At 71.9% G+C, this 21,167-nt stretch carries 20 protein-coding genes; 9 read left to right on the forward strand and 11 right to left on the reverse strand.

The annotated features are described in order from the left end of the window. Window positions 1–218 precede the first annotated feature (218 nt). The 5 genes from ACFRIC_RS34480 to miaA form a co-directional block, all read right to left on the reverse strand. Window positions 219–1,715, reverse strand: coding sequence for a M1 family metallopeptidase (locus ACFRIC_RS34480; RefSeq protein ID WP_382794256.1), 1,497 nt, complete (start codon window positions 1,713–1,715; stop codon window positions 219–221). Window positions 1,716–1,958: 243 nt separating this feature from the next. Beyond that, complete coding sequence (locus ACFRIC_RS34485; protein ID WP_382794259.1) at window positions 1,959–4,178, reverse strand: RelA/SpoT family protein; 2,220 nt, start codon at window positions 4,176–4,178, stop codon at window positions 1,959–1,961. Window positions 4,179–4,481: 303 nt separating this feature from the next. Beyond that, on the reverse strand, window positions 4,482–5,351 hold the full coding sequence (gene dapF / locus ACFRIC_RS34490) for a diaminopimelate epimerase (protein ID WP_382794262.1): 870 nt from the start codon (window positions 5,349–5,351) through the stop codon (window positions 4,482–4,484). A 76-nt stretch (window positions 5,352–5,427) separates the two neighbouring features. Further along, entirely contained in the window at window positions 5,428–5,967 is a 540-nt protein-coding gene (locus ACFRIC_RS34495; protein ID WP_382794376.1) for a hypothetical protein, read from the reverse strand. A gap of 108 nt (window positions 5,968–6,075) precedes the next feature. Then, window positions 6,076–7,014, reverse strand: a complete 939-nt coding sequence (gene miaA, locus ACFRIC_RS34500) for a tRNA (adenosine(37)-N6)-dimethylallyltransferase MiaA (RefSeq protein ID WP_382794264.1) — start codon at window positions 7,012–7,014, stop codon at window positions 6,076–6,078. A gap of 182 nt (window positions 7,015–7,196) precedes the next feature. On the opposite strand from miaA, the gene ACFRIC_RS34505 reads away from it, so the two are divergent. Both ACFRIC_RS34505 and ACFRIC_RS34510 read left to right on the forward strand, forming a co-directional pair. Next, window positions 7,197–7,418, forward strand: coding sequence for a hypothetical protein (locus tag ACFRIC_RS34505; RefSeq protein ID WP_382794267.1), 222 nt, complete (start codon window positions 7,197–7,199; stop codon window positions 7,416–7,418). A gap of 24 nt (window positions 7,419–7,442) precedes the next feature. Then, window positions 7,443–7,706: an antitoxin gene (locus ACFRIC_RS34510; RefSeq protein ID WP_382794269.1), complete on the forward strand. Its 264-nt coding sequence runs from the start codon at window positions 7,443–7,445 to the stop codon at window positions 7,704–7,706. 66 nt (window positions 7,707–7,772) lie between these two features. Here the strand turns inward: ACFRIC_RS34510 and ACFRIC_RS34515 are convergent, their stop codons facing one another. From ACFRIC_RS34515 to ACFRIC_RS34530, 4 genes are all read right to left on the reverse strand, one after another. Then, window positions 7,773–8,522: a class III extradiol dioxygenase subunit B-like domain-containing protein gene (locus ACFRIC_RS34515; protein WP_382794271.1), complete on the reverse strand. Its 750-nt coding sequence runs from the start codon at window positions 8,520–8,522 to the stop codon at window positions 7,773–7,775. A 139-nt stretch (window positions 8,523–8,661) separates the two neighbouring features. Next, complete coding sequence (miaB, locus tag ACFRIC_RS34520) at window positions 8,662–10,188, reverse strand: tRNA (N6-isopentenyl adenosine(37)-C2)-methylthiotransferase MiaB (RefSeq protein WP_382794274.1); 1,527 nt, start codon at window positions 10,186–10,188, stop codon at window positions 8,662–8,664. A gap of 115 nt (window positions 10,189–10,303) precedes the next feature. After that, a complete protein-coding gene (locus tag ACFRIC_RS34525; RefSeq protein WP_382794277.1) occupies window positions 10,304–11,197 on the reverse strand; it encodes an alpha/beta hydrolase in 894 nt (297 codons plus the stop codon). Window positions 11,198–11,387: 190 nt separating this feature from the next. Beyond that, entirely contained in the window at window positions 11,388–11,852 is a 465-nt protein-coding gene (locus ACFRIC_RS34530) for a MazG nucleotide pyrophosphohydrolase domain-containing protein (protein ID WP_382794280.1), read from the reverse strand. An 83-nt stretch (window positions 11,853–11,935) separates the two neighbouring features. Between ACFRIC_RS34530 and ACFRIC_RS34535 the strand changes: the two genes are divergently transcribed. Next, the gene (locus tag ACFRIC_RS34535; RefSeq protein ID WP_382794282.1) at window positions 11,936–12,934 is read left to right on the forward strand and encodes a TAXI family TRAP transporter solute-binding subunit; all 999 of its coding nucleotides are present in this window, start codon (window positions 11,936–11,938) and stop codon (window positions 12,932–12,934) included. Between the two features lie 84 nt (window positions 12,935–13,018). Here the strand turns inward: ACFRIC_RS34535 and ACFRIC_RS34540 are convergent, their stop codons facing one another. Both ACFRIC_RS34540 and ACFRIC_RS34545 read right to left on the reverse strand, forming a co-directional pair. Then, window positions 13,019–14,425, reverse strand: coding sequence for a sensor histidine kinase (locus ACFRIC_RS34540; protein ID WP_382794285.1), 1,407 nt, complete (start codon window positions 14,423–14,425; stop codon window positions 13,019–13,021). Between the two features lie 9 nt (window positions 14,426–14,434). Further along, window positions 14,435–15,121 (reverse strand): response regulator transcription factor, encoded by a 687-nt coding sequence (locus tag ACFRIC_RS34545; protein ID WP_382794288.1) that lies wholly within the window; start codon window positions 15,119–15,121, stop codon window positions 14,435–14,437. A 350-nt stretch (window positions 15,122–15,471) separates the two neighbouring features. Between ACFRIC_RS34545 and ACFRIC_RS34550 the strand changes: the two genes are divergently transcribed. From ACFRIC_RS34550 to ACFRIC_RS34575, 6 genes are all read left to right on the forward strand, one after another. Then, window positions 15,472–16,248 carry an amino acid ABC transporter ATP-binding protein gene (locus ACFRIC_RS34550; RefSeq protein ID WP_382794291.1) on the forward strand — a complete coding sequence of 259 codons (777 nt, stop codon included), beginning with the start codon at window positions 15,472–15,474 and terminating at the stop codon, window positions 16,246–16,248. A gap of 120 nt (window positions 16,249–16,368) precedes the next feature. Beyond that, window positions 16,369–17,211, forward strand: coding sequence for a glutamate ABC transporter substrate-binding protein (locus ACFRIC_RS34555; protein ID WP_382794293.1), 843 nt, complete (start codon window positions 16,369–16,371; stop codon window positions 17,209–17,211). A 179-nt stretch (window positions 17,212–17,390) separates the two neighbouring features. Next, entirely contained in the window at window positions 17,391–18,056 is a 666-nt protein-coding gene (locus ACFRIC_RS34560) for an amino acid ABC transporter permease (protein WP_382794379.1), read from the forward strand. Then, entirely contained in the window at window positions 18,053–18,952 is a 900-nt protein-coding gene (locus ACFRIC_RS34565) for an amino acid ABC transporter permease (protein WP_382794295.1), read from the forward strand. Before ACFRIC_RS34560 ends, ACFRIC_RS34565 begins: the two co-directional genes overlap by 4 nt. A gap of 248 nt (window positions 18,953–19,200) precedes the next feature. Then, complete coding sequence (locus ACFRIC_RS34570; RefSeq protein WP_382794297.1) at window positions 19,201–20,949, forward strand: FAD-dependent monooxygenase; 1,749 nt, start codon at window positions 19,201–19,203, stop codon at window positions 20,947–20,949. A 145-nt stretch (window positions 20,950–21,094) separates the two neighbouring features. Continuing rightward, window positions 21,095–21,142, forward strand: coding sequence for a hypothetical protein (locus tag ACFRIC_RS34575; protein WP_352018865.1), 48 nt, complete (start codon window positions 21,095–21,097; stop codon window positions 21,140–21,142). Window positions 21,143–21,167 lie beyond the last annotated feature (25 nt).

The raw sequence follows: 21,167 nt of genomic DNA on the forward strand, positions 1-21,167 counted from the left end.
TACGGCGCGTCACGCGACTTATCGTGACCCGCCGACCACCCCTCGGACACGCACGGACACCGCCGAAGACCACCGAAGACCACCGGAGACCACCCGGCATCCCGCGGACATCGCTGCCCGCGGGATGCCGCGTACGCCCGGCCCCGGACCCGGCCCCGGCCCTGGCCCCGGTGCTCCGGGACGCTTCAGCCGCTCCGACGGCCCGGCCGGCGGGCCGCTCACGTGTGCTTGCGAGCCTTCGGGGCGTCGCTCTTCCAGTCCGGGTGACCCGGCATGGGGGGTGTCTTCGCGGCGTAGAGCCACTGCCTGAAGAAGCCGGTCAGGTCCCTTGCGGCGACGGCGGACGCGAGGTCCACGAAGTCGGCCGTCGAGGCCACGCCGTCGCGGTTGACGCCCACCCACGTGCGCTCCAGGCGCTCGAAGGCCCTGCGCCCGATCTCCTGGCGCAGCGCGTACAGGGCCAGGGCCGCGCCGTCGTAGACGTTCGGCCGGAAGATGCTGATCTTCTGGCCGGGCTTGGGTCCCTTGGGCCGCGCGGGCGGGCCGCCCGTGGCACGCCAGGAGTCGGACAGCCGGTAGGCGGCCTTCATCCGCTTCTCCATGGGCTGGTGCGCCTTCTCCTCGGCGTACAGGGCCTCGTACCAGGTGGCGTGCCCTTCGTTCAGCCACACGTCGGACCAGGTGCGGGGGGTGACGCTGTCGCCGAACCACTGGTGCGACAGCTCGTGCACCATGATCGAGTCGACGTACCACTTCGGGTAGGCGGGCTGGGTGAAGAGTTCCTTCTCGAAGAGCGACAGCGTCTGCGTCTCCAGCTCGAAGCCGGTCTGGGCCTGGGCCATCAGCAGCCCGTAGGTCTCGAAGGGGTACCGTCCGACTTTGCTCTCCATCCAGGCGATCTGGCCGGGGGTCTTGCGCAGCCACGGCTCCAGCGCGGCGCGGTCGGCGCTGGGGATCACGTCCCGTACGGGCAGACCGTGCGGGCCCTCCCGGTGCAGCACGGCGGAGCGGCCGATGGACACCTGGGTCAGCTCGGTGGCCATGGGGTGCTCGGTCCGGTACGTCCAGGTCGTGGCCCCGCGGGCACGGCGGGTGCCCTCGGGGAGACCGTTGGCGACGACCGTGTACCGGTCGGGGGCCGTGACGCTGATGGTGAACAGGGCCTTGTCGGAGGGGTGGTCGTTGCACGGGTAGACCAGGTGGGCGGCGTCGGCCTGGCCGGCCATCGCGAGCCCGTCCTTGGTCCGTACCCAGCCGCCGTCCTGGCCCTTGGCGCTCACCGGGTCGCTGGTGTGCCGCACGGTGATGCGCAGCGGGCTCCCGGCGGGCAGGGGTTCGTCCGGCGTCACGACCAGGTCCTCGCCGGCCTGGGTGAAGCGGGCGGGGGTGCCGTCGATCAGGACCGACCGGACGCTGCCGTGCGCGAAGTCGAGGTTGACGCGGTCGAGCGTCTCGGTGGTCACGGCGTCGATGGTGGTGACGGCCGTGAGCGGCTTGTCGTTGCTGCCGGGGTAGGTGAAGTGGAGGTCGTACGACTCGACGTCGTACCCGGGGTTGCCGAGGGTGGGGAAGAGACGGTCGCCGACCCCCAGGGGCACGGCCGGGTCCGGGGCGCTCGCGGCGATCAGGCAGACGGAGACGGCCGAGGCGAGCAGGGCCGCCGTGACACGGCGGCTCCTCGGGCGTGCGGGCGTGGGGGTGGGGTTGTGCGACATGGACCACGGCTACCAGCGCGCACCCCCTCGGCGCCGCCGACTCGCATCCGTCCCACCCGAACGGGTCGATCCCGGGACTCATTGGGGCCAGCACGGAACCCGCGGCTCCGAGCCGTGCCACCGGGCCGCGGACGCCCGCTCCACGGGCATCGGCCCGACCGGACACCGACGCCCGCTCGACCGCGCTCCCGCTGTCCGGTCGGCCGGGACACCTTCCCCCGGTGCGTCCGGGGCGCCTTGACCCTACTGGGGCGTCGGGGTCGGGTGCTGCGGGCGGCTCACGTCGTACACGCCGGGTACGTTGCGCATCGCGCGCATCAGGGCGGGGAGGTCGGCCGCGTCCGGGAGTTGGAGCGTGTACGTGTGGCGCACGCGCTGCTGGCTCGGGGGTTCGACCGTCGCGGAGACGATGGCGACCCCCTCGGCGGCGATGGCCTCGGTGAGGTCGGCGAGCAGGTGCGGCCGTCCGAACGACTCGGCGACCAGGGTGACGCGGCACTCGGTGGTGTCGCCCCAGCGCACTCCCACCTCCGGGCGCCCCGCGCTCTTCATGCGGGCCGCTCCTGCGCACTCGACGCGGTGCACGGTGACCACTCCCCCGCGGACGGCGAAGCCGGTCACCTCGTCGGGAGACACGGGTGTGCAGCAGCCGGCCATGCGGACGGACGCGCCGGGGAGGTCGGCGACGGCGCTCGCGGGGCGGGCGGCCTGCGTCTCGGTACCGCGGGCCGCCCCCGCCTCGGCGGGCCGGGCCGGGGCCGCGACGGGCTGCCGGGGTCCGGTGGCGGAGGCGGTGGCCGCGTCCTCGTGGCCGGGGGCGGGGTGGGTGGCCATCCAGCGCTGGATGGCGATCCGCGCGGCGGGCGTGTGCGCGTGCTCCAGCCACTCCCTGGACGGCTCGGAGGCGGGGTCCTGACCCATGAGGAGCTGAACGGTGTCGCCGTCCCTCAGGACCGTACTCAGCGTCGCCAGGCGGCCGTTGACGCGGGCGCCGATGCAGGCGTGCGCGTCCTCGCCGTACTGCGCGTACGCCGCGTCGACGCAACTGGCGCCCTCCGGAAGGCCGAGCGAGCCTCCGTCGGCGCGGAAGACGGTGATCTCCCGGTCCTGGGCCAGGTCTTCGCGCAGCGTCGACCAGAACGTGTCCGGGTCGGGCGCGCCCTGCTGCCAGTCGAGCAGCCGGGACAGCCAGCCGGGGCGGGTGGGGTCGGCGCGCTCGCCGTCGAAGGGGCGCTCGCCCGCGCCGTCCGACTGGTCCTCCGACGGTGCCGTGTAGGGATTGCCGAGCGCGATGACTCCTGCCTCGGCGACCTTGTGCATCTGGTGGGTACGGATGAGGACTTCGGCGACCTGGCCGTCGCCGCGGGTGACGGCCGTGTGGAGCGACTGGTAGAGGTTGAACTTGGGGACGGCGATGAAGTCCTTGAACTCCGAGACCACCGGGGTGAGACAGGTGTGGAGTTCGCCGAGGACCCCGTAACAGTCGGCGTCCTCGTTCACGAGGACCAGGAGGCGGCCGAAGTCGGCGCCGCGCATCGGGCCGCGTTTGCGCGACACCCGGTGCACGGACACGAAGTGCCTCGGCCTTATGAGGACTTCGGCCTGGATCCCGGCGTCGCGCAGGACCGCGCGTACCTCCTCGGCGATCTCCGCGAGGGGGTCGTCCTCGCGGTTCGCGTTCTCGGAGATGAGCTCGCGGGTGTGCTCGTACTCCTCGGGGTGCAGGATCGCGAAGACGAGGTCTTCCAGTTCGGTCTTGAGCGCCTGGACGCCGAGACGCTCGGCGAGCGGGATGAGCACGTCCCGGGTCACCTTGGCGATGCGCGCCTGTTTCTCGGGGCGCATGACCCCGAGGGTCCGCATGTTGTGGAGCCGGTCCGCCAGTTTGATCGACATGACCCGGACGTCGTTGCCGGTGGCGACCAGCATCTTGCGGAAGGTCTCCGGTTCGGCGGCGGCGCCGTAGTCGACCTTCTCCAGCTTGGTCACTCCGTCGACCAGGTAGCAGACCTCGTCGCCGAACTCCTCGCGGACCTGATCGAGCGTCACTTCCGTGTCCTCGACGGTGTCGTGGAGCAGGGAGGCGGTCAACGTCGTGGTCTCGGCGCCGAGTTCGGCGAGGATCAGGGTCACGGCGAGCGGGTGGGTGATGTACGGCTCGCCGCTCTTGCGCATCTGGCCGCGGTGCGAGGACTCCGCGAGGACCCAGGCCCGGCGCAGGGGCTCCAGTTTGGCGTCGGGGTGGTGGGCGCGGTGGGCCTCGGCCACGTGCCCGATGGCGTCCGGCAGCCGGTCCCGGGCCGCGGGCCCGAGCAGCGCGGCCCGCCCCAGCCGGCGCAGGTCGATCCGCGGCCGGGACTTCTTGCGGTGCGCCGGGGGCACCTCCGGCTCCAGGGACGCCGAACGCCGGCTGGCGGGCGTAACGGGGCCTGGCGTCGCGGGATTCGTCGCCTCCGCACTCATGGGCACCTCCGGCTGCGTCAGACCGGCGGACGGGTGCCCCATGGCGAACTCGGCTCAGGGGATGGTGTCGATCCCCCGTCCGGGCCGGTGCTTGATGCTACCGACCCCACCACGCCCGGCTGACCGCCTCTCGCCGAGCGTGAAACGGATCACTCATTCGAGCGAAGGTTTTGGGGTTTACGGTTTCGATTTTCTGGAATGGACGGCAAGGACGTACGACGTCCGTCCTGCACGACGCGGCGCGCCCGGCGCCGGCTCGACACAGCGCCCGGCTCGGTGCGGCTCCGGCATGCCCCGCGTGGCTCAGCGCAGCGCGCCGTCCAGCCAGTCCGCGTCGATCTCGCCCTCGGCGACGATGACGGCGGGGCCGGTCATCTCGATCTCGCCGTCGGCGTGCTCGGTGATGACGAGGCGTCCGCCGGGCACGTCGACGGTGTACGTCACCGGGGTGCCGGTCACGGCGGGGTCGGCGCCGTCGCGGCGGGCGGTGGCGACGGCCACGGCGCAGGCGCCCGTGCCGCAGGAACGGGTCTCGCCCGAGCCGCGTTCGTGGACCCGCAGGGCCACATGACGCGGTCCCCGGTCGACGACGAACTCGACGTTGACCCCGTCCGGGTAGGCCGACGCCGGGGCGAACGGCGGCGGGGTGAACAGGTCACCGGCGTGCGCGAGGTCGTCCACGAAGGCGACCGCGTGCGGGTTGCCCATGTTCACGTTGCGCGCGGGCCAGCTCCGGCCGCCGACGCTGACCGTGACCTCCCCCTCGGGCAGGAGCGCCTTGCCCATGCCGACGGTGACGTCTCCGTCCTTGGCGATGTGGACGGGCTTCACGCCTCCGCGCGTGGCGATCGCGGTGTCGCCCTCGGGGACGAGGCCGGCGCGGTGGAGGTGGTGGGCGAACACGCGCACGCCGTTGCCGCACATCTCGGCGACCGAGCCGTCGCCGTTGCGGTAGTCCATGAACCACTCCGCCTCGGCCGCCATCCCGGCGGCCTCGGGGTGCGCGGCGGACCGCACGACGTGCAGCAGACCGTCGCCGCCGATGCCCGCGCGGCGGTCGCACAGAGCGGCGACGGCGGCGGGAGGAAGGTCGATGACGTTCTCCGGGTCCGGGATGATCACGAAGTCGTTCTCGGTCCCGTGCCCCTTGAGGAAGGCGATCCGCGTGCTCATTCCTCGATCGTAAGGGGTCGCGCCGACAGCCCCGTCCACGCGGTGCGGGTGCCGCTGCCGGGACGGCACCCGGGGGTCAGCGCAGTCGGGCCACGCGTCCCACGGCCAGCACGGCCACCGCGGCGACGATCACGACGTACGCGAGGACCACACGCCAGTCGGGGCGTCGGCCGGAGCCGCGCGACGGGAAGCCGGGCAGCGTGTAGCCGACCCGGCGGGCCGCCATCATGCCCCAGCCCGCGGCGCACAGGCAGATCAGCAGCCCCAGCATGGCGACCACGGCACCGCCGTCACCGAACTCGAAGGCGAGCGGGAAGGCGAACATCAGGGAGCCCGTCGCGCCCAGCGCCACGATCGGCGCGAGCTGCCAGATGCGCAGCAGACGCTGCGGGCGCAGCTCGACCTCGACCTCAGGCTCCGGGGACATCTCGCCGGGGCCCGGACCGTCGGCGATCACTCCGCCGGGGGTGTCCTCGGGGCCGTCGGAGCTTAGGCGCTCTTCACCCAGCTCCGGCTCGACGCCGTGGTCGGCGTCCGGATCGATGCTCAGACGAACTCCGTCCCGATCGGCACCGTACTCGGTGCCGCGTGCAGTGTCGCGAGGGCCGGCCTCCATCGCCACGCGCCCTCCCAAACTCGGACTTCACTGGTCGATCGAAGCTCGATGATGGCACGGCGCCGGAGGCCCGGATGACGGCCGGAGCGTCCCGATGCCATGACGTGATCAGGCTGTGACCGGTCGTTCGAGCAACGTCAGTGCGAGTTCCGGGAGTTCTGTGAGATCCGCCGCAGCCCCACTGAGCCAATGCACCCTGGGGTCCCGCCGGAACCATGAATCCTGACGGCGCGCGAAGCGCTTGGTGGCGCGAACGGTCTCGGCCCGGGCCTCGTCCTCGGTGCACTCCCCGGCGAGCGCCGCGAGGACCTGCTGGTATCCGAGCGCGCGGGAGGCGGTGCGCCCGGCGCGCAGGCCCTGCGCCTCCAGCGTGCGCACTTCGTCCACGAGGCCGGCCTCCCACATGCGGTCGACCCGCCGGGCGATGCGCTCGTCGAGCTCGGGGCGGGCCACGTCGACGCCGATCTGGAGGGTGTCGTAGACGGATTCGTGGCCGGGCAGGTTGGCGGTGAAGGGCTTGCCGGTGATCTCGATGACCTCCAGCGCGCGGACGATCCGGCGGCCGTTGCTGGGCAGGATCGCCTGGGCGGCCCCGGGGTCGGCCATGGCGAGCCGCGCGTGCAGGGCTCCGGAGCCGCGCAGGGTGAGCTCCTCCTCCAGGCGGGCGCGTACGGCCGGGTCGGTGCCGGGGAACTCCATCTTGTCCACGGCCCCGCGGACGTACAGCCCGGAGCCGCCCACCAGGACGGGCCAGCGCCCCTCGGCGAGCAGCGCGTCGATCCGGGCGCGGGCGAGCCGCTGGTACTCGGCGACGCTGGCGGCGACCGTCACGTCCCAGATGTCCAGGAGGTGGTGCGGGACGCCGCCGCGCTCGGCGGGCGTCAGCTTGGCGGTGCCGATGTCCATCCCGCGGTAGAGCTGCATCGAGTCGGCGTTGATGACCTCGCCGCCGAGACGCCTGGCGAGGAAAACGCCCAGATCGGACTTTCCTGCGGCGGTAGGTCCGACGACGGCGATGACCCGGGGTGCGGGAGGTGCGCTGCTCACGGTCCCAGTCTCGCAAACCCTGGGACCTCCCCCGCAACGAGCCGCGTGACGCGGGGGTTCCGGGTTCGTTCCCTCATGCGGGGTTCCGGCCGCCGGTCCCGAGGACCGGTGACCCGGGTGACGCAACGGGCCGCACCGGGCGACGCGGAACTTCGCCCTCACGAGTAACGTAAGGAGCTGATATGGGCGTTTTTGAACGGCTTCTCCGGAGGTCGAAGGCCACCGAGGAGGCACCGGCCGTCGAGGCGCGGGTGGCCGTGGAGGCCGAGGGTTCGTCCGAGGACGAGGGCGGGGCGACGGCGGGCGACGCCGGGACCGCCACCGCGGAGGACGTCGGCATCCCCAGGCAGCAGACGCCGGAACAGGCGGCCGACCACGAGGCCGGCAAGGGCTCCCGCACGTAACTGTCCCGCCAGGGAAGGCGAACCATGGGTCTGATGGACAATCTGAAAGCCAAGCTGGAGCCCGCCAAGGACAAGGTCTCCGGGCTCGCGCAGCAGCACGGGCACAAGGTCGCTCACGGCCTCGACAAGGCCGCCAAGGTGGTCGACGACAAGACCAAGCACAAGTACAGCGACAAGATCCACACGGGCACGGGCAAGGCGAAGGACGCCGTGGACCGCCTCGCGCACAAGGACGGCGGCCCGGACGCGAGTCCGCCGGACGCGCAGACCCCGCCTCCGGCGTCCTGAACGGCCCGGACGACGGCGGACGGCCGCGAGGAGCCGGGCTCCTCCCGGCCGTCCGCCGCGTCTGACCTACGACCAGGCCGCCACCACGTAGCCCACCCCGTAGGGCGCGTCCTCGTAGAGCAGGGCGCCGCCCAGTCCCGCGCCCTCGGCCGCGCCCGCGAGGACCTGCCAGGGGGCTCGGCCCGCGGCCTTCAGTTCGTACGCCAGAGACGTGTCCAGCGCCTTGAGGGCCTCGACGTCCGCCGCCCCGAGCGCCCGCGCGACCTCCGCGTCGAATCCCTCCGCGCGCTCGTCGAGATAGCCGGGCGCCTTGAGGGTCCTGCACGCACTGGCGTCCCCCATCACCAGCAGGGCGACCCGTCCGGCCCGCCCGCCGATCTGCTCCCCGGTCCGGACGCACCGCTCGGCCTCCAGCGGCTCGCCGACCCCGAGTCCCTCCACGGGGGCGTCGGACCAGCCGGTGCGCTCCAGCAGCCAGGCGGCGACGGCGAGGGAGGGCGGCAGCTCACGTTCCGGGGCCGCTGAGTCGGCGCCGTCCGGGTCCGGGAGGGAGGCGTCCGCCTTCGGACGGCCGAGGCACACGTCGAGGTCGACCCCGAAGCCGCTGAACGAGCCCCGGGTGCCCTCCGGATGGAGCCCGCGAGCGTTCTCGTCGGCCGGGCCGACGACCACCAGCAGGTCGGGACGCGACGCGGCGAGCACACCCAGCGCGTCCGTGCACGCGGCGCGCGCGGCGTCCAGTTCGGGGGCCGCTCCGGCGGCGACATCGGGGACGAGCAGCGGGGGGCAGGGGCAGACTGCGGCGGCTACGAGCATGACCCGCAGCGTATCGCCGCACACCACCGGCACGCTCCGGCGCGACGGCCCCGCACGAGCGCGCCGACCGTCGTCGGGCCGGTCGCACCGAGCAACGGCCCGCCGCCGGGACGGCAGCGGGCCTCCGTGGCGGTCCCGGTCAGTCGCAGCCGCAGCCGCTGCCCGTCGCGACCGGAAGCGGTTCCGGGGCGCCGATCCTCGGCAGGCCCAGCATGACGCCGGCCGGCTTGGCGGCCTCCGCGGCGTTGCGCTTCTCCCAGGCGTCGCCCGCGCGGGTGCGGCGCACGTCGAGGACGGCGCCCTCGGCGAGCAGGTGGTGCGGGGCGGCGTACGTGATCTCGACGGTCACCACGTCACCGGGGCGGACCTCCACGTCGGGCTTGGTGAAGTGGACCAGCCGGTTGTCGGGGGCGCGGCCCGAGAGGCGGTGGGTGGCCCCGTCCTTGCGGCCCTCGCCCTCGGCGACCATCAGCTCCAGGACGCGGCCGACCTGCTTCTTGTTCTCGTCCCAGGAGATCTCCTCCTGGAGGGCGACGAGACGCTCGTAGCGCGCCTGGACGACCTCCTTGGGGATCTGGCCCTCCATGGTGGCCGCCGGGGTGCCGGGGCGCTTGGAGTACTGGAACGTGAAGGCCGCCGAGAAGCGGGCCTCGCGGACGGCGTGGAGGGTCTGCTCGAAGTCCTCCTCCGTCTCGCCGGGGAAGCCCACGATGATGTCGGTGGTGATCGCCGCGTGCGGGATGGCGGCGCGGACCTTCTCGATGATCCCGAGGAAGCGCTCCTGGCGGTAGGAGCGGCGCATCGCCTTCAGGACGGTGTCCGAGCCGGACTGCATCGGCATGTGGAGCTGCGGCATGACGTTCGGCGTCTCGGCCATGGCGGCGATCACGTCGTCGGTGAAGTCGCGCGGGTGCGGCGAGGTGAAGCGCACGCGCTCCAGTCCCTCGATCTTCCCGCAGGCGCGCAGCAGCTTGCTGAAGGCCTCGCGGTCGCCGATGTCGCTGCCGTACGCGTTGACGTTCTGGCCGAGGAGGGTGATCTCGGAGACGCCCTCACCGACCAGTGCCTCGATCTCGGCCAGGATGTCGCCGGTCCTGCGGTCCTTCTCCTTGCCGCGCAGCGCGGGCACGATGCAGAAGGTGCAGGTGTTGTTGCAGCCGACGGAGATCGACACCCAGGCCGCGTACGCGCTCTCGCGGCGGGTCGGCAGCGTGGAGGGGAAGGCCTCCAGGGACTCGGCGATCTCGATCTGCGCCTCTTCCTGGACGCGGGCGCGCTCCAGGAGGACCGGCAGCTTGCCGATGTTGTGCGTGCCGAAGACGACGTCCACCCAGGGCGCCCGCTTGACGATGGTGTCGCGGTCCTTCTGGGCGAGGCAGCCGCCGACGGCGATCTGCATGCCGGGGCGCTTCGTCTTCATCGGGGCGAGGCGGCCGAGGTTGCCGTAGAGCTTGTTGTCGGCGTTCTCCCGGACGGCGCAGGTGTTGAAGACCACGACGTCCGCGTCGCCGTCCGCGCCCTCGGGAGCCCGCACGTAACCGGCGTCCTCGAGGAGCCCGGAGAGCCGTTCGGAGTCATGGACGTTCATCTGACACCCGTAGGTGCGCACTTCGTACGTCTTGGATTCCTGAACGTCCACTGCCTGACTCCGGTCGCCGCTGCTCATGGGACAAGGGTAGGCGGTGCCGGGAGTGCGTCCGGACGCCGGAGCGGGCGCCGGCCGTCGTCCGTCACCCGACGTGCGGTTTCCGGTACCCGGCGTGCGGTCGCACCGCCGCCGGTCAGCCGCCCGGTGCGGCGAACGGTTCGGCGACGAACCGCTCGGCGACGGTCCTCGCGGCGGTGCCGAGCAGGATCGTGTAGTGGTTGGAGCCCTCGATCAGTTCGGCGGGCAGACGGCCGGGGCCGCCGGTCCAGTCCTCGACGACGGACGGAGCGAGCATGGGCGGCTCCTGGCCGAGCAGTCCGAGCGGCGCGTGCAGCAGCAGGGCCGGGACGCTCAGGCCGGTGAGGGCGGCGGCGACGGGGCCGACGGACGTCAGCAGGTCGCGTCCGTCGTGCCGCACGGCCTCCTCCCGCACCTTCGACCGCCTGGCGCCGCCGGTCCCCGTGACGTCGTAGCGCACGTACGCCTCGATGTCCGCGTTCCAGTGCGGTCCGAGTGCCGGGTGCGCGCGGAAGAAGTCGACGTAGGCCTCGTCGCTCTCGTACGTCCGGCCGAGGCGGGCCAGCGCGGGTCCGAGCGTGGTGTCGAGGACGGTGTCGGGGTCCGTTCCGGGCGGGACGGGCAGCGGCAGGCCGCCGTCGACGAGCAGCAGCCGGTCGAACAGTCCGGGTCGGCGCGTGGCCGCCCGCAGCGCGGTGTAGGCGCCCATCGAGTGCCCGGTCAGGGCGACCGGCCGGCCCTCGCCCAGGTCCTCGGCCAGGCGGCACAGGTCCCCGGCGTGCCGGTCGAGGCCGTACGGGCCGGGGGTGTCCGCGCTTCCGCCGCGCCCGCGCAGGTCGGGCGCGAACAGGCTCCACTCGTCGGGGAGATGACGGGCCACGGCGCGGAAGGACATCCCGGATCCGGTGATGCCGTGGGCCGCGAGGGCGGTCCGCGGGCCCTCTCCGAACCTCAGGACACGGAGGGTTCCGCCCTCGACGGGCAGATCGAGTTCGGCCGGCTCGTTCATGCGCTCTCCTGCTCGTCGCTGGTACCCGTACGGTGGCCGCGCCCCCATGGCCTCCCCGCAGAGGGCGGCCTTCCTGCCGGGGGCGGGGCGGTTCGGCCTCCCCAGGGCGGCGCCCCGGGTATGGCCTCCCCATGGCGGCGCCGATGGCAACGCCCCGGGGAGGGCCTTCCCCTGTCCCCCGCTCCGGGTGTCACGCGTCCGGTGCGCTCCACCCCTGCCGCCGCAGCACCTCCGACACGTCCGGTGCCCGGTAGTGCTCCCCCTTGAGGACCTTGCCGTCGGCCCTGCGGGCGACGTGCCCGTCGGGGCCGAGCTTCGTCATGTTGGCCCGGTGGATCTCGGCGATCACCGCGTCGAGGTCGATTCCGTGGACGAGCGCAGTGCCGTACGCCACGTACACAACATCGGCGAGCTCGTGCGCGAGCCGGTCGAGCGGGCCGCCGACCGCGACCTCGGCGACCTCGGCGGCCTCCTCCGCCAGCAGCTCGCCCCGGTGGGCGGCGAGCTGCGGGGAGACCTCGGTCGGCGTGCCGCGGACGTCGAGGCCGAAGGCGAGGTGGAACTCACGGACCAAGGAGGCCGGTGAGGGCCCCGGCGCGAGCTGGGACGCGGCGGATCCGGACGGCGGGACGTGCGACGGCGGGGACGGCTGCATTCGGCGAGCCTACCCAGCCGCGGGGGCCCACTCCCGGGTCCGGCCCTGGCCAGGACCGGGCCCGGGCTGGCAGGATCGCGCGCATGTTCCAGGCACTCACCCGTATCGGCCGGCGTCGCGCCCTGTTCGGCTCGGCGGCCGTCTGCGCGCTCGCCGGGCTGCTGCTGTGGTGGCTGCTGCCGCTGGGCGAGGAGTCCCCGAGCGGGACGATCACCTTCAGCACGGGCACCCCGACCGGGGTCTACCAGATGTACGGCAAGCTCCTGCAGGGCGCCATCGCCAAGGACATGCCCGACCTGGACGTGCGGCTGCTCAACAGCGACGGATCGCAGGAGAACATCAGCCGGGTGGCCACCGGCAAGGCCGACTTCACCATCGCGGCGGCCGACGCCGTGGAGACGTACCTCCACCAGCACAAGCCGGGCGCGAAGCGGCTGCGCGGCTGCTCGCGGCTCTACGACGACTATGTGCACCTGGTCGTCCCGCGCTCCTCGCCCGTGCAGTCCGTCGAGGACCTCAAGGGCATGAAGGTCGCCGTGGGGCCGGGCGGATCCGGGGTGCGGCTGATCGCGAACCACGTCCTCGAGGCGGCGGGCCTGGACCCCAAGAAGGACATAACACCCCTCGACGAGGGCATCGCGACCATGCCGGGACTGCTCGAACAGCACAAGATCGACGCGTTCTTCTGGTCGGGCGGTCTGCCGACGAACGCCGTCCAGAAGCTCTCCAGGTCCTACGACATCCGGCTGGTGCCGATCGGCAGCGACCTCGTCGAGAAGCTGCACGAGCAGGGCGGCGCCTCCAGCTACTACCGTTCGGCCGTGATGCCCGCCGACGCCTATCCCGCGTCGCAGCGCGGTTCCGCCGTGCCGACGCTGGCCGTGGCGAACTTCCTGATCACCCGGGAGGACGCGGACGCGGATCTCACCGAGGAGCTCACCCGCACGGTGATCGCGAGCCGCGACCGCATCGGCGCCGTGGTGCACGCGGCCCAGCTCGTGGACCTGCGCACGGCGATCTACACGGACCCGCTGCCGCTGCACGAGGGCGCCCGGCGGTACTACCGGTCGATCAAGCCGTAGGGCCTGTCCGGCCCTTCCCCTCCGCCCGGCCCGGCGTGACCGCGGTGGGGCACGCCGGGGGATCCGGGCACGCCGGGGGATCCTTCAGATCACCGGCTCCGACCTGGGCACGGTCACCGTCACCCGAAGACCGTGCGGTTCGTGGTGGCCGTACGCGATGGAACCGCCGCCCGCGGCGAGCAGGGCCCGGGAGATGGAGAGGCCGAGGCCCGAGCCCTTGATGTTCTGGTGGGCGGCGCTGCGCCAGAAGCGGTCGCCGATGCGGGCCAGGTCCTCGTCGCCGAGGCCGGGGCCGCCGTCGGTGACCACGACGGTGGAGGACGCCCCGTTCGAGGCGACCGTCACCTCGACGCTCTCCCCCTCCGGCGTGAACTTGACCGCGTTGTCTATGACCGCGTCCAGGGCGCTGGACAGGGTGACGGGGTCGGCCCACGCGGTCGTGGGCGGGCAGTTCCCCGCCAGCCGCACGCCCCTGCTGTCGGCGACCGGCTGCCAGGACGCCACGCGCTCGGCGGTCAGGGCGCCGATGTCGGTCAGGCGCACATCGGCTTCGGCGTGCTCGGCCAGTGCCAGGTCGAGCAGGTCGTCGAGCACCTGGGTCAGCCGCTTGCCCTCGGTGCGTACGGACGCGATCTCCTCGTTGCCCTCGGGGAGTTCGAGGGCCAGCAGCTCGATCCGCAGCAGCAGCGCCGAGAGGGGGTTGCGCAGTTGGTGCGAGGCGTCGGCGACGAAGGCGCGCTGCTGTTCCAGCACGCTCTCGACGTTGTCCGCCATCTCGTTGAACGACCGTGCCAGCCGCTGGAGTTCGGGCGGCCCGCCGGCGGGCGCGACCCGGGACTTCAGCCGGCCGGTCGCGATGTCGTGGGTGGTGGCGTCGAGGACGCGTACGGGCCTGAGCACCCAGCCGGTGAGGCGCAGCGCGGCGCCGAGCGCGAGGAGCATCGCGGCGATCTCGCCCGCGCCGATGATCAGCCAGCCGTGCAGGGCCGCCGAACGCATCTGCCCGGTGGGCGAGTCGGTGACGACGACGCCGATGACGTCGCCGTCCCTGATGACCGGGGAGGCGACGACGAGACGGTGGTGCTGCCAGGGCCAGACCTGTCCGGGATCGTGGCTGCGACGGCTGACGAGTGCCTCGTTGAAGGCGTCGCGGGCCGGCCCGGTCTTGGGCAGGAGCCAGCTCTCCGGGGCGTTGGCCATCGGCTCGTCGTCGCGGTAGAAGACGCCGACGCGGATGCCGTACACCTCGTAGTAGCGGGCGAGTTCGGTGCGCAGGGTCTCGCCGCGCTCGTCCGGGAAGCCGGCCCGGGAGCGGCTCGGGGAGTCGGTGACGTACTGGGCGAGGGCCGCGAAGCGCGCGGTGTCGTCGATGCGGTCGACGACGACGCGCTGCTGCTGCTGCGCGGCGACGCTCGCCGCGAGCGGGACGCCGAGCGCGAGCAGCACGGCCGCCATCAGGACGATGAGCAGCGGCAGCAGTCGGGTACGCACCGGTGCCCGCTACGCGGCCGGGGCGACGAGCCGGTACCCGACGCCGCGCACGGTCTCGATCAGCGCCGGCATGCGCAGTTTGGAACGCAGCGACGCCACGTGCACCTCCAGCGTGCGGCCGGTTCCTTCCCAGCTCGTGCGCCACACCTCGCTGATGATCTGTTCCCGGCGGAACACCACTCCGGGGCGCTGGGCCAGCAGCGCGAGCAGGTCGAACTCCTTGCGCGTGAGCTGGACCGCCGAACCGTCCACCGTGACCTGGCGGTTGGGGAGTTCGATGCGCACGGGTCCCAGGAGCACCAGGTCCTCGCCGGGCGCCGACCCGTCGTCGTGGGCGGTGCGCCTGCTGACGGCGTGGATCCGGGCGAGCAGTTCCCCGGTGTCGTACGGCTTCACCACGTAGTCGTCGGCGCCCAGGTTGAGGCCGTGGATGCGGGAGCGGACGTCCGCGCGCGCGGTGACCATGATCACCGGTGTGGCGGTCCGTTTGCGGATCTTGCCGCAGACCTCGTAGCCGTCCTGGTCGGGCAGTCCGAGGTCGAGCAGCACGACGCCGAAGCCGTCGCTCTCCGGGACGAGGGCCTGGAGGGCCTCCTCGCCGCTGCGGGCATGGGTGACCTCGAAGCCGTGCCGTGCCAGCACCGCGGACAGGGCGGCGGCGACGTGGTTGTCGTCCTCGACGAGAAGCAGTCTCATCCCGGCCCCCTCCGGCTCATCGGTCGTACCGTCCTGGTCGTACCGTCTCGGTCGTACCGTCTCGGTCGTACGGTCTCGGGTCTCATCGGTCGAACGGTCCCCGTTTCAACAAAGTGGTGCACGCGCGCGTGCACCAAGGAAGTCACGCCGATGGACAAGGACGGCGTCAAGGGGCTTCGGGTTGCCCGGGGCTTCCGTTATCCAGCCGGTACGCGCATGCGCGCGATCGCTACGACACGTGTCCGATTGCTATCGGATCGTGATGCTCAGATTCCCCTCAGATGTAATGACGCTGGTCGTAAGGGGTCACTACTGTCCTCGGAAACCGAGGAGGACGGAGCCCCCAAGCGATGACCGATGCATCGGTGGCCAAGGACGCCATGGCCGGGACCGACGAACTGGTCGTCCTGAAGAGCGTCGACAAGCACTTCGGGGCCTTGCACGTGCTCCAGGACATCGACCTGACGATCACCCGTGGTGAGGTCGTCGTGGTCATCGGGCCCTCCGGGTCCGGGAAGTCCACCCTGTGCCGCACCATCAACCGTCTGGAGACGATCGATTCGGGCGAGATCTCGATCGACGGCAAGCCGCTGCCCCAGGAGGGCAAGGCGCTCGCCCGGCTCCGGGCCGACGTGGGCATGGTCTTCCAGTCCTTCAACCTCTTCGCGCACAAGACCGTGCTCGAGAACGTGATGCTGGGGCAGATCAAGGTCCGCAAGACCGGCAGGCAGGCGGCGGAGGAGAAGGCCCGCGCCCTGCTCGACCGCGTCGGCGTGGGCACGCAGGCCGACAAGTACCCGGCCCAGCTGTCGGGCGGCCAGCAGCAACGCGTCGCCATCGCACGGGCGTTGGCGATGGACCCCAAGGTCATGCTCTTCGACGAGCCGACCTCGGCGCTGGACCCCGAGATGATCAACGAGGTGCTCGAGGTCATGCAGCAGCTCGCCCGGGACGGCATGACCATGATCGTCGTCACCCATGAGATGGGCTTCGCCCGTTCGGCCGCCAACCGGGTCGTCTTCATGGCCGACGGCCGCATCGTCGAAGAGGCTGTGCCGGACCAGTTCTTCAGCAATCCGCGCAGCGACCGCGCCAAGGACTTCCTCTCGAAGATCCTGCACCACTGACGTTCCCGTCCAGGGGCCACGCGCCCCGTCCAGGGGGATCACGCGCCCCCTTCCGAGGGCCCACGCGCGCCACCCGCCCGTCGACGGCCGTACTCCGCTCTTACTCAAAGGATGTTCATCATGAAGCTCCGCAAGGCAGCCGCCGTCTCGGCCGCCGTACTCGCGCTCGCCGTGTCCGCCACCGCGTGCGGTTCGAGCGACAACAACGACAGCGGCTCCTCGTCCTCGGGCGGCGGCAAGATCAAGGTCGGCATCAAGTACGACCAGCCCGGTCTCGGCCTGAAGCAGCCGGACGGATCCTTCGCCGGTTTCGACGTGGACGTCGCGACCTATGTCGCGGGCCAGCTCGGGTACAAGCCCGGCCAGATCGAGTTCATCGAGACGAAGAGCGCCGACCGTGAGAACGCGCTCGCCCGTGGTGACGTGAAGTTCATCGCGGCCACCTACTCGATCACCGACGAGCGCAAGCAGAAGGTCGACTTCGCGGGCCCGTACCTGCTGGCCCACCAGGACCTTCTCGTGAAGAAGGACTCGACCATCGCCAAGGGCACGGACCTCAACGGCAAGAAGCTGTGCTCCGTGACCGGTTCGACCTCGGCGCAGAACGTCCAGAAGACGATCGCCCCGAAGGCCAACCTGAAGCAGTACAGCGGCTACTCGGAGTGCATCGCCGCCCTCCAGAGCGGCGCCGTCGACGCGGTGACCACCGACGACTCGATCCTCGCGGGCTTCGCGGCGCAGGACAAGTACAAGGGCCAGTTCAAGCTCGCCGGCCTCAAGCTGAGCAACGAGAACTACGGCGTCGGCATCAAGAAGGGCGACGCCGAGCTGGAGAAGAAGATCAACGCCGCACTGGCGAAGATGGTCAGCGACGGCTCCTGGAAGAAGGCGGTCGAGAAGAACTTCGGCCCCGCGAACTACCAGTACGAGCAGGCCCCGAAGATCGGCGTCATCGTCAAGTAACGCGGGCACAGCCCAGCAGCAGGGGGATCACCGGGTAACTCGGGGCCCTCGGGCAACGCGGGAGACCGCGGTTCACACGGGGCTTCGCAGGTGTGCCGCCGCCCGTCGCGATCACGGCGGCGGCACACCGCGCCCACCCCGTCCGCCACGTACGCCACCACCCGGAAGCGCGGGAGATCGTGTTCGACTTTCTTCAAGGTTATGACGTCCTGGGGGCGTTCTGGACGACGGTGCAACTCACCGTCTACTCCGCCCTCGGCTCCCTGATCCTGGGCACACTGCTGGCCGCGATGCGGGTCAGCCCGGTCCCGCTCATGCGCGGATTCGGCACCGCCTACGTGAACATCGTCCGGAACATCCCGCTGACGGTCATCATCGTGTTCAGTTCGCTCGGTCTCGCGGACATCTTCGGTGTGACGATGGGGTCCGACGACTTCAAGGTCCAGGGCTTCCGGCTCGCGGTGCTCAGCCTCGTCGTCTACCACGCGGCCTTCGTGTGCGAGGCGCTTCGCTCCGGCATCAACACCGTGCCGGTCGGCCAGGCCGAGGCGGCCCGCGCGATCGGGCTCGGCTTCGGGCAGACGCTGCGGCTGATCGTCCTGCCGCAGGCGTTCCGCTCCGCCGTCGTCCCGCTGGCAAACGTACTGATCGCGCTGACCAAGAACACGACCGTGGCCGCCGCCATCGGCGTGGCCGAGGCCGCGACCCTGATGAAGACGATGATCGAGAACGAGGCCCAGACGGTCCTCATCGCCTCGGTCTTCGCTTTCGGATTCGTGGTCCTGACCCTCCCCACCGGCCTCTTCCTCGGCTGGCTGGGCAAGCGACTGGCGGTGAAGCGATGACCTCCGTCCTCTACGACGCCCCGGGTCCCCGGGCCAAGCGCCGCAATCTGCTCCTCTCGGTCCTCTTCTCCGTCCTGGTCGCGCTGCTGCTGTGGTGGATCTGGACGGCGATGGACGACAAGGGCCAGCTCAAGTGGGACCTGTGGGAGCCGTTCACCACGGCGGACGCCTGGAACACCTATCTGCTGCCGGGCCTCTGGGGCACCCTGAAGGCCGCCGGGCTGAGCATGGTGATCGCCCTCCCGCTGGGCGCCGTCCTCGGTATCGCGCGCCTCTCCGACCACCGCTGGGTGCGCGTCCCGGTCGGCGCCGTGGTCGAGTTCTTCCGGTCCATCCCGGTCCTGCTGCTCATGCTGTTCGCGAACGAGCTGTACGCCCAGTCGGCGAACGTCGCCAGCGAGGACCGCCCGTTCTACGCGGTCGTCACGGGTCTGGTGCTCTACAACTCCTCGGTCCTCGCCGAGGTCGTCCGCGCCGGCATCCTCGCGCTCCCCAAGGGCCAGACGGAGGCCGCGTACGCGATCGGCCTGCGCAAGGGCCAGACCATGAGCAGCATCCTCCTGCCGCAGTCGGTCACCGTGATGCTCCCGGCGATCGTCAGCCAGCTCGTGGTCATCGTGAAGGACACCGCGCTGGGCGGTGTGATGATCAGCTATCAGGAGCTCCTCGCCGCGCGCAGCACCCTCGCGGCCAACTACGCGAACGTCATCCCGAGCTTCATCGTGGTCGCCGTCATCTTCATCGTCGTGAACTTCACGATCACCAGCTTCGCCTCCTGGCTGGAGGGCCGGCTGCGCCGCGGCAAGAAGTCGACCGGCGCGGTGCTCTCCGCGAACGACGCGACCATCGCGGGTACCGCGGCGACGGGCGCGGGCGGGGGCGGGGGTATGGAGTGACGCGCCCGGGCGCGTGATCCGACGAGCCGGGGCGCGATCCGACCGATCGGGGGCACGATCTGACGGATCGTCCGAACATCGGTCGATCAGTGTGACCGAAGGGGTCAGTGACGGGACCGCCACTGACCCCGTCACTTGACGCAAGCAGCGGCAATGGGTTGCATACGTTCTGTGATCGTGCACCCTGCTCCACCTGCCTGTTCCCGTACGTCCCTCAGGACACAGCTCCGTGCAGGGGGCACCGCGCCGTGGACCCGGTGATCATCGTCGGAGCCGGGCCCGTGGGGCTCACCCTCGCCCTTGCGCTGGCCCGCCAGGAGGTCCCCTCCATCGTCCTCGACGAGGGCCCCGGCAAGGACGAACAGAGGCTCGCGCGGACCGTGGTGCTGCGCGAGGACACGGTCGCGCTCGTCGAACGGCTGACGGGCCTGCCGCTCGACGACGCAGGCTTCCGTTGGGCCGGATGGCGGTCGATGCGGCGCAGGCAGGTGATGCGCGAGATCGTGTTCGACGGGCAGGGTTCCGCGGGGGCGAACGGCGCCTTCGATCCTCTCGGCGGCGAGGCCGTGCGGGGCGACGCTCCTCGGGGGACCGTCGCCGCACGCGGCACCGCCGCTTCCCGGCTCCTGGAAGACCCGGTGGACGGCACGGAGTTCACCGCTCCGCTGCACATCGCGCAGCACGCGCTGACCGGCGCGCTGCGCGAGGCCATCATCCACGAGCGGCTCATCAAGGTCGCCGTGCTCAGCCGCCTCGACTCCGTCGAACAGGACGCCTCCGGCGTCACGGCGCACACCCGGGGCCCCGACGGCACCTGGTGGCGCGGCAGTTATCTGGTCGGCTGCGACGGACCGCGCTCGACGGTGCGCAAGCTCCAGGACATCCGCTTCCCCGGGCGCACCGCCGTCGAACGGCACGCAGTGGCAGCCCTGCGCACGGAACTCCCCTGGCCCGGCGAAGCGTTGCTGCACCGGATGACGCCGTGGCGCGCCTCCGGGCCCTCGGCCGGCGAGGTGAGCGCCCGTCCGCTCGCCGAGGACGTCTGGCGGCTGGACTGGCTGCTGCCCCCGGGCAAGGACCTCGTCACGCCCGACCTGCTGGTGGCACGCGTCCGGGAGACCCTCGCGGGCTGGAGCGGCGGCGCCACACCCGCGTACGAACTGCTCGACACCGGAGTCCACACCGTCCACCACCGACTGGCCCGCCGCTGGCGCGCCGGCCGGGTCTTCCTCGCCGGGGACGCGGCCCACCTGCTCGGCGCCCTCGGCACCCAGGGCCTGGACGAAGGGCTGCGCGACGCCGACAACCTCGCCTGGAAGCTGGCGCTCGGCTGGCACCACGGTCCGCACGCCGCGCTCCTCGACAGCTACCAGACGGAGCGGCGAGCGGTGGTCGCCGCCCGGCTGCGCGCCGCGGACCAGGCACTGCCCCTGCTGCGGAGCGGTGGCGGCCTGCGCGCCTACGTCCCCGGGACCGCCCGCGGACACGACACGCTGCTGACGGACGGCCATCTGGGCCGCGGCCCGCTCGGCGCGCCGGGGGCGTACACCGGATCCCCGCTCATGCCCCCGCCAGCCGAGTCGCACGCCGTCGTCGACACCGAGCCCGGCGCGCCGGTCGTCGACGTGCGGGTGACCGCGGAGGACGGCTCGTTCGTACCGCTGCGCGAGCGGCTCGGGCGCGGGGTGCTGCTCGTCGTGCTGATCGCTCCGGGTACGGGGGTGTGGGAGCGCAAGCACTGGGTGACGGCCGGCGTCATGCCACGGCTCGCCGCCGCCGTGACCGCGCTTCCCCACCCCGCCGAGCTCCTCGTCGCGGAGAGCTACCCGGGTGCGGCGGCGCACACCGTGCTGCTGGTCCGCCCCGACGGACACCTCGTCGCCGCGTTCGGCGGGGTCCGGCCGGCCGACCTGTACGAGGCGGCCGAGGCGGCCCTCGGCGGGCCGGCACGGGTGGACGCGGAGAGCGCCGCGGAGGCGACCGCGGGCAGGCGCTGAACGCTCCGTGACCGTCCGGCCCGGGTCTCCGTGATCTCCGGGCCTTCATGGTCCATATAGTGACGGTGAGTTGACCGGTCTGCGCCACCATGGTCTACTCCGGATCGTGACCGACACCTGTGTGCGCCTGTGGCGGAGGGTCCATATGGACCTCGTCCGCTATGCGGGCTGCGTGTGTCGCCCGTCCTTCTGACTTCGCATCCTCTTCTTCCGCGCGC

Source organism: Streptomyces sp. NPDC056738 (assembly GCF_042790435.1).
GTDB lineage: Bacteria > Actinomycetota > Actinomycetes > Streptomycetales > Streptomycetaceae > Streptomyces.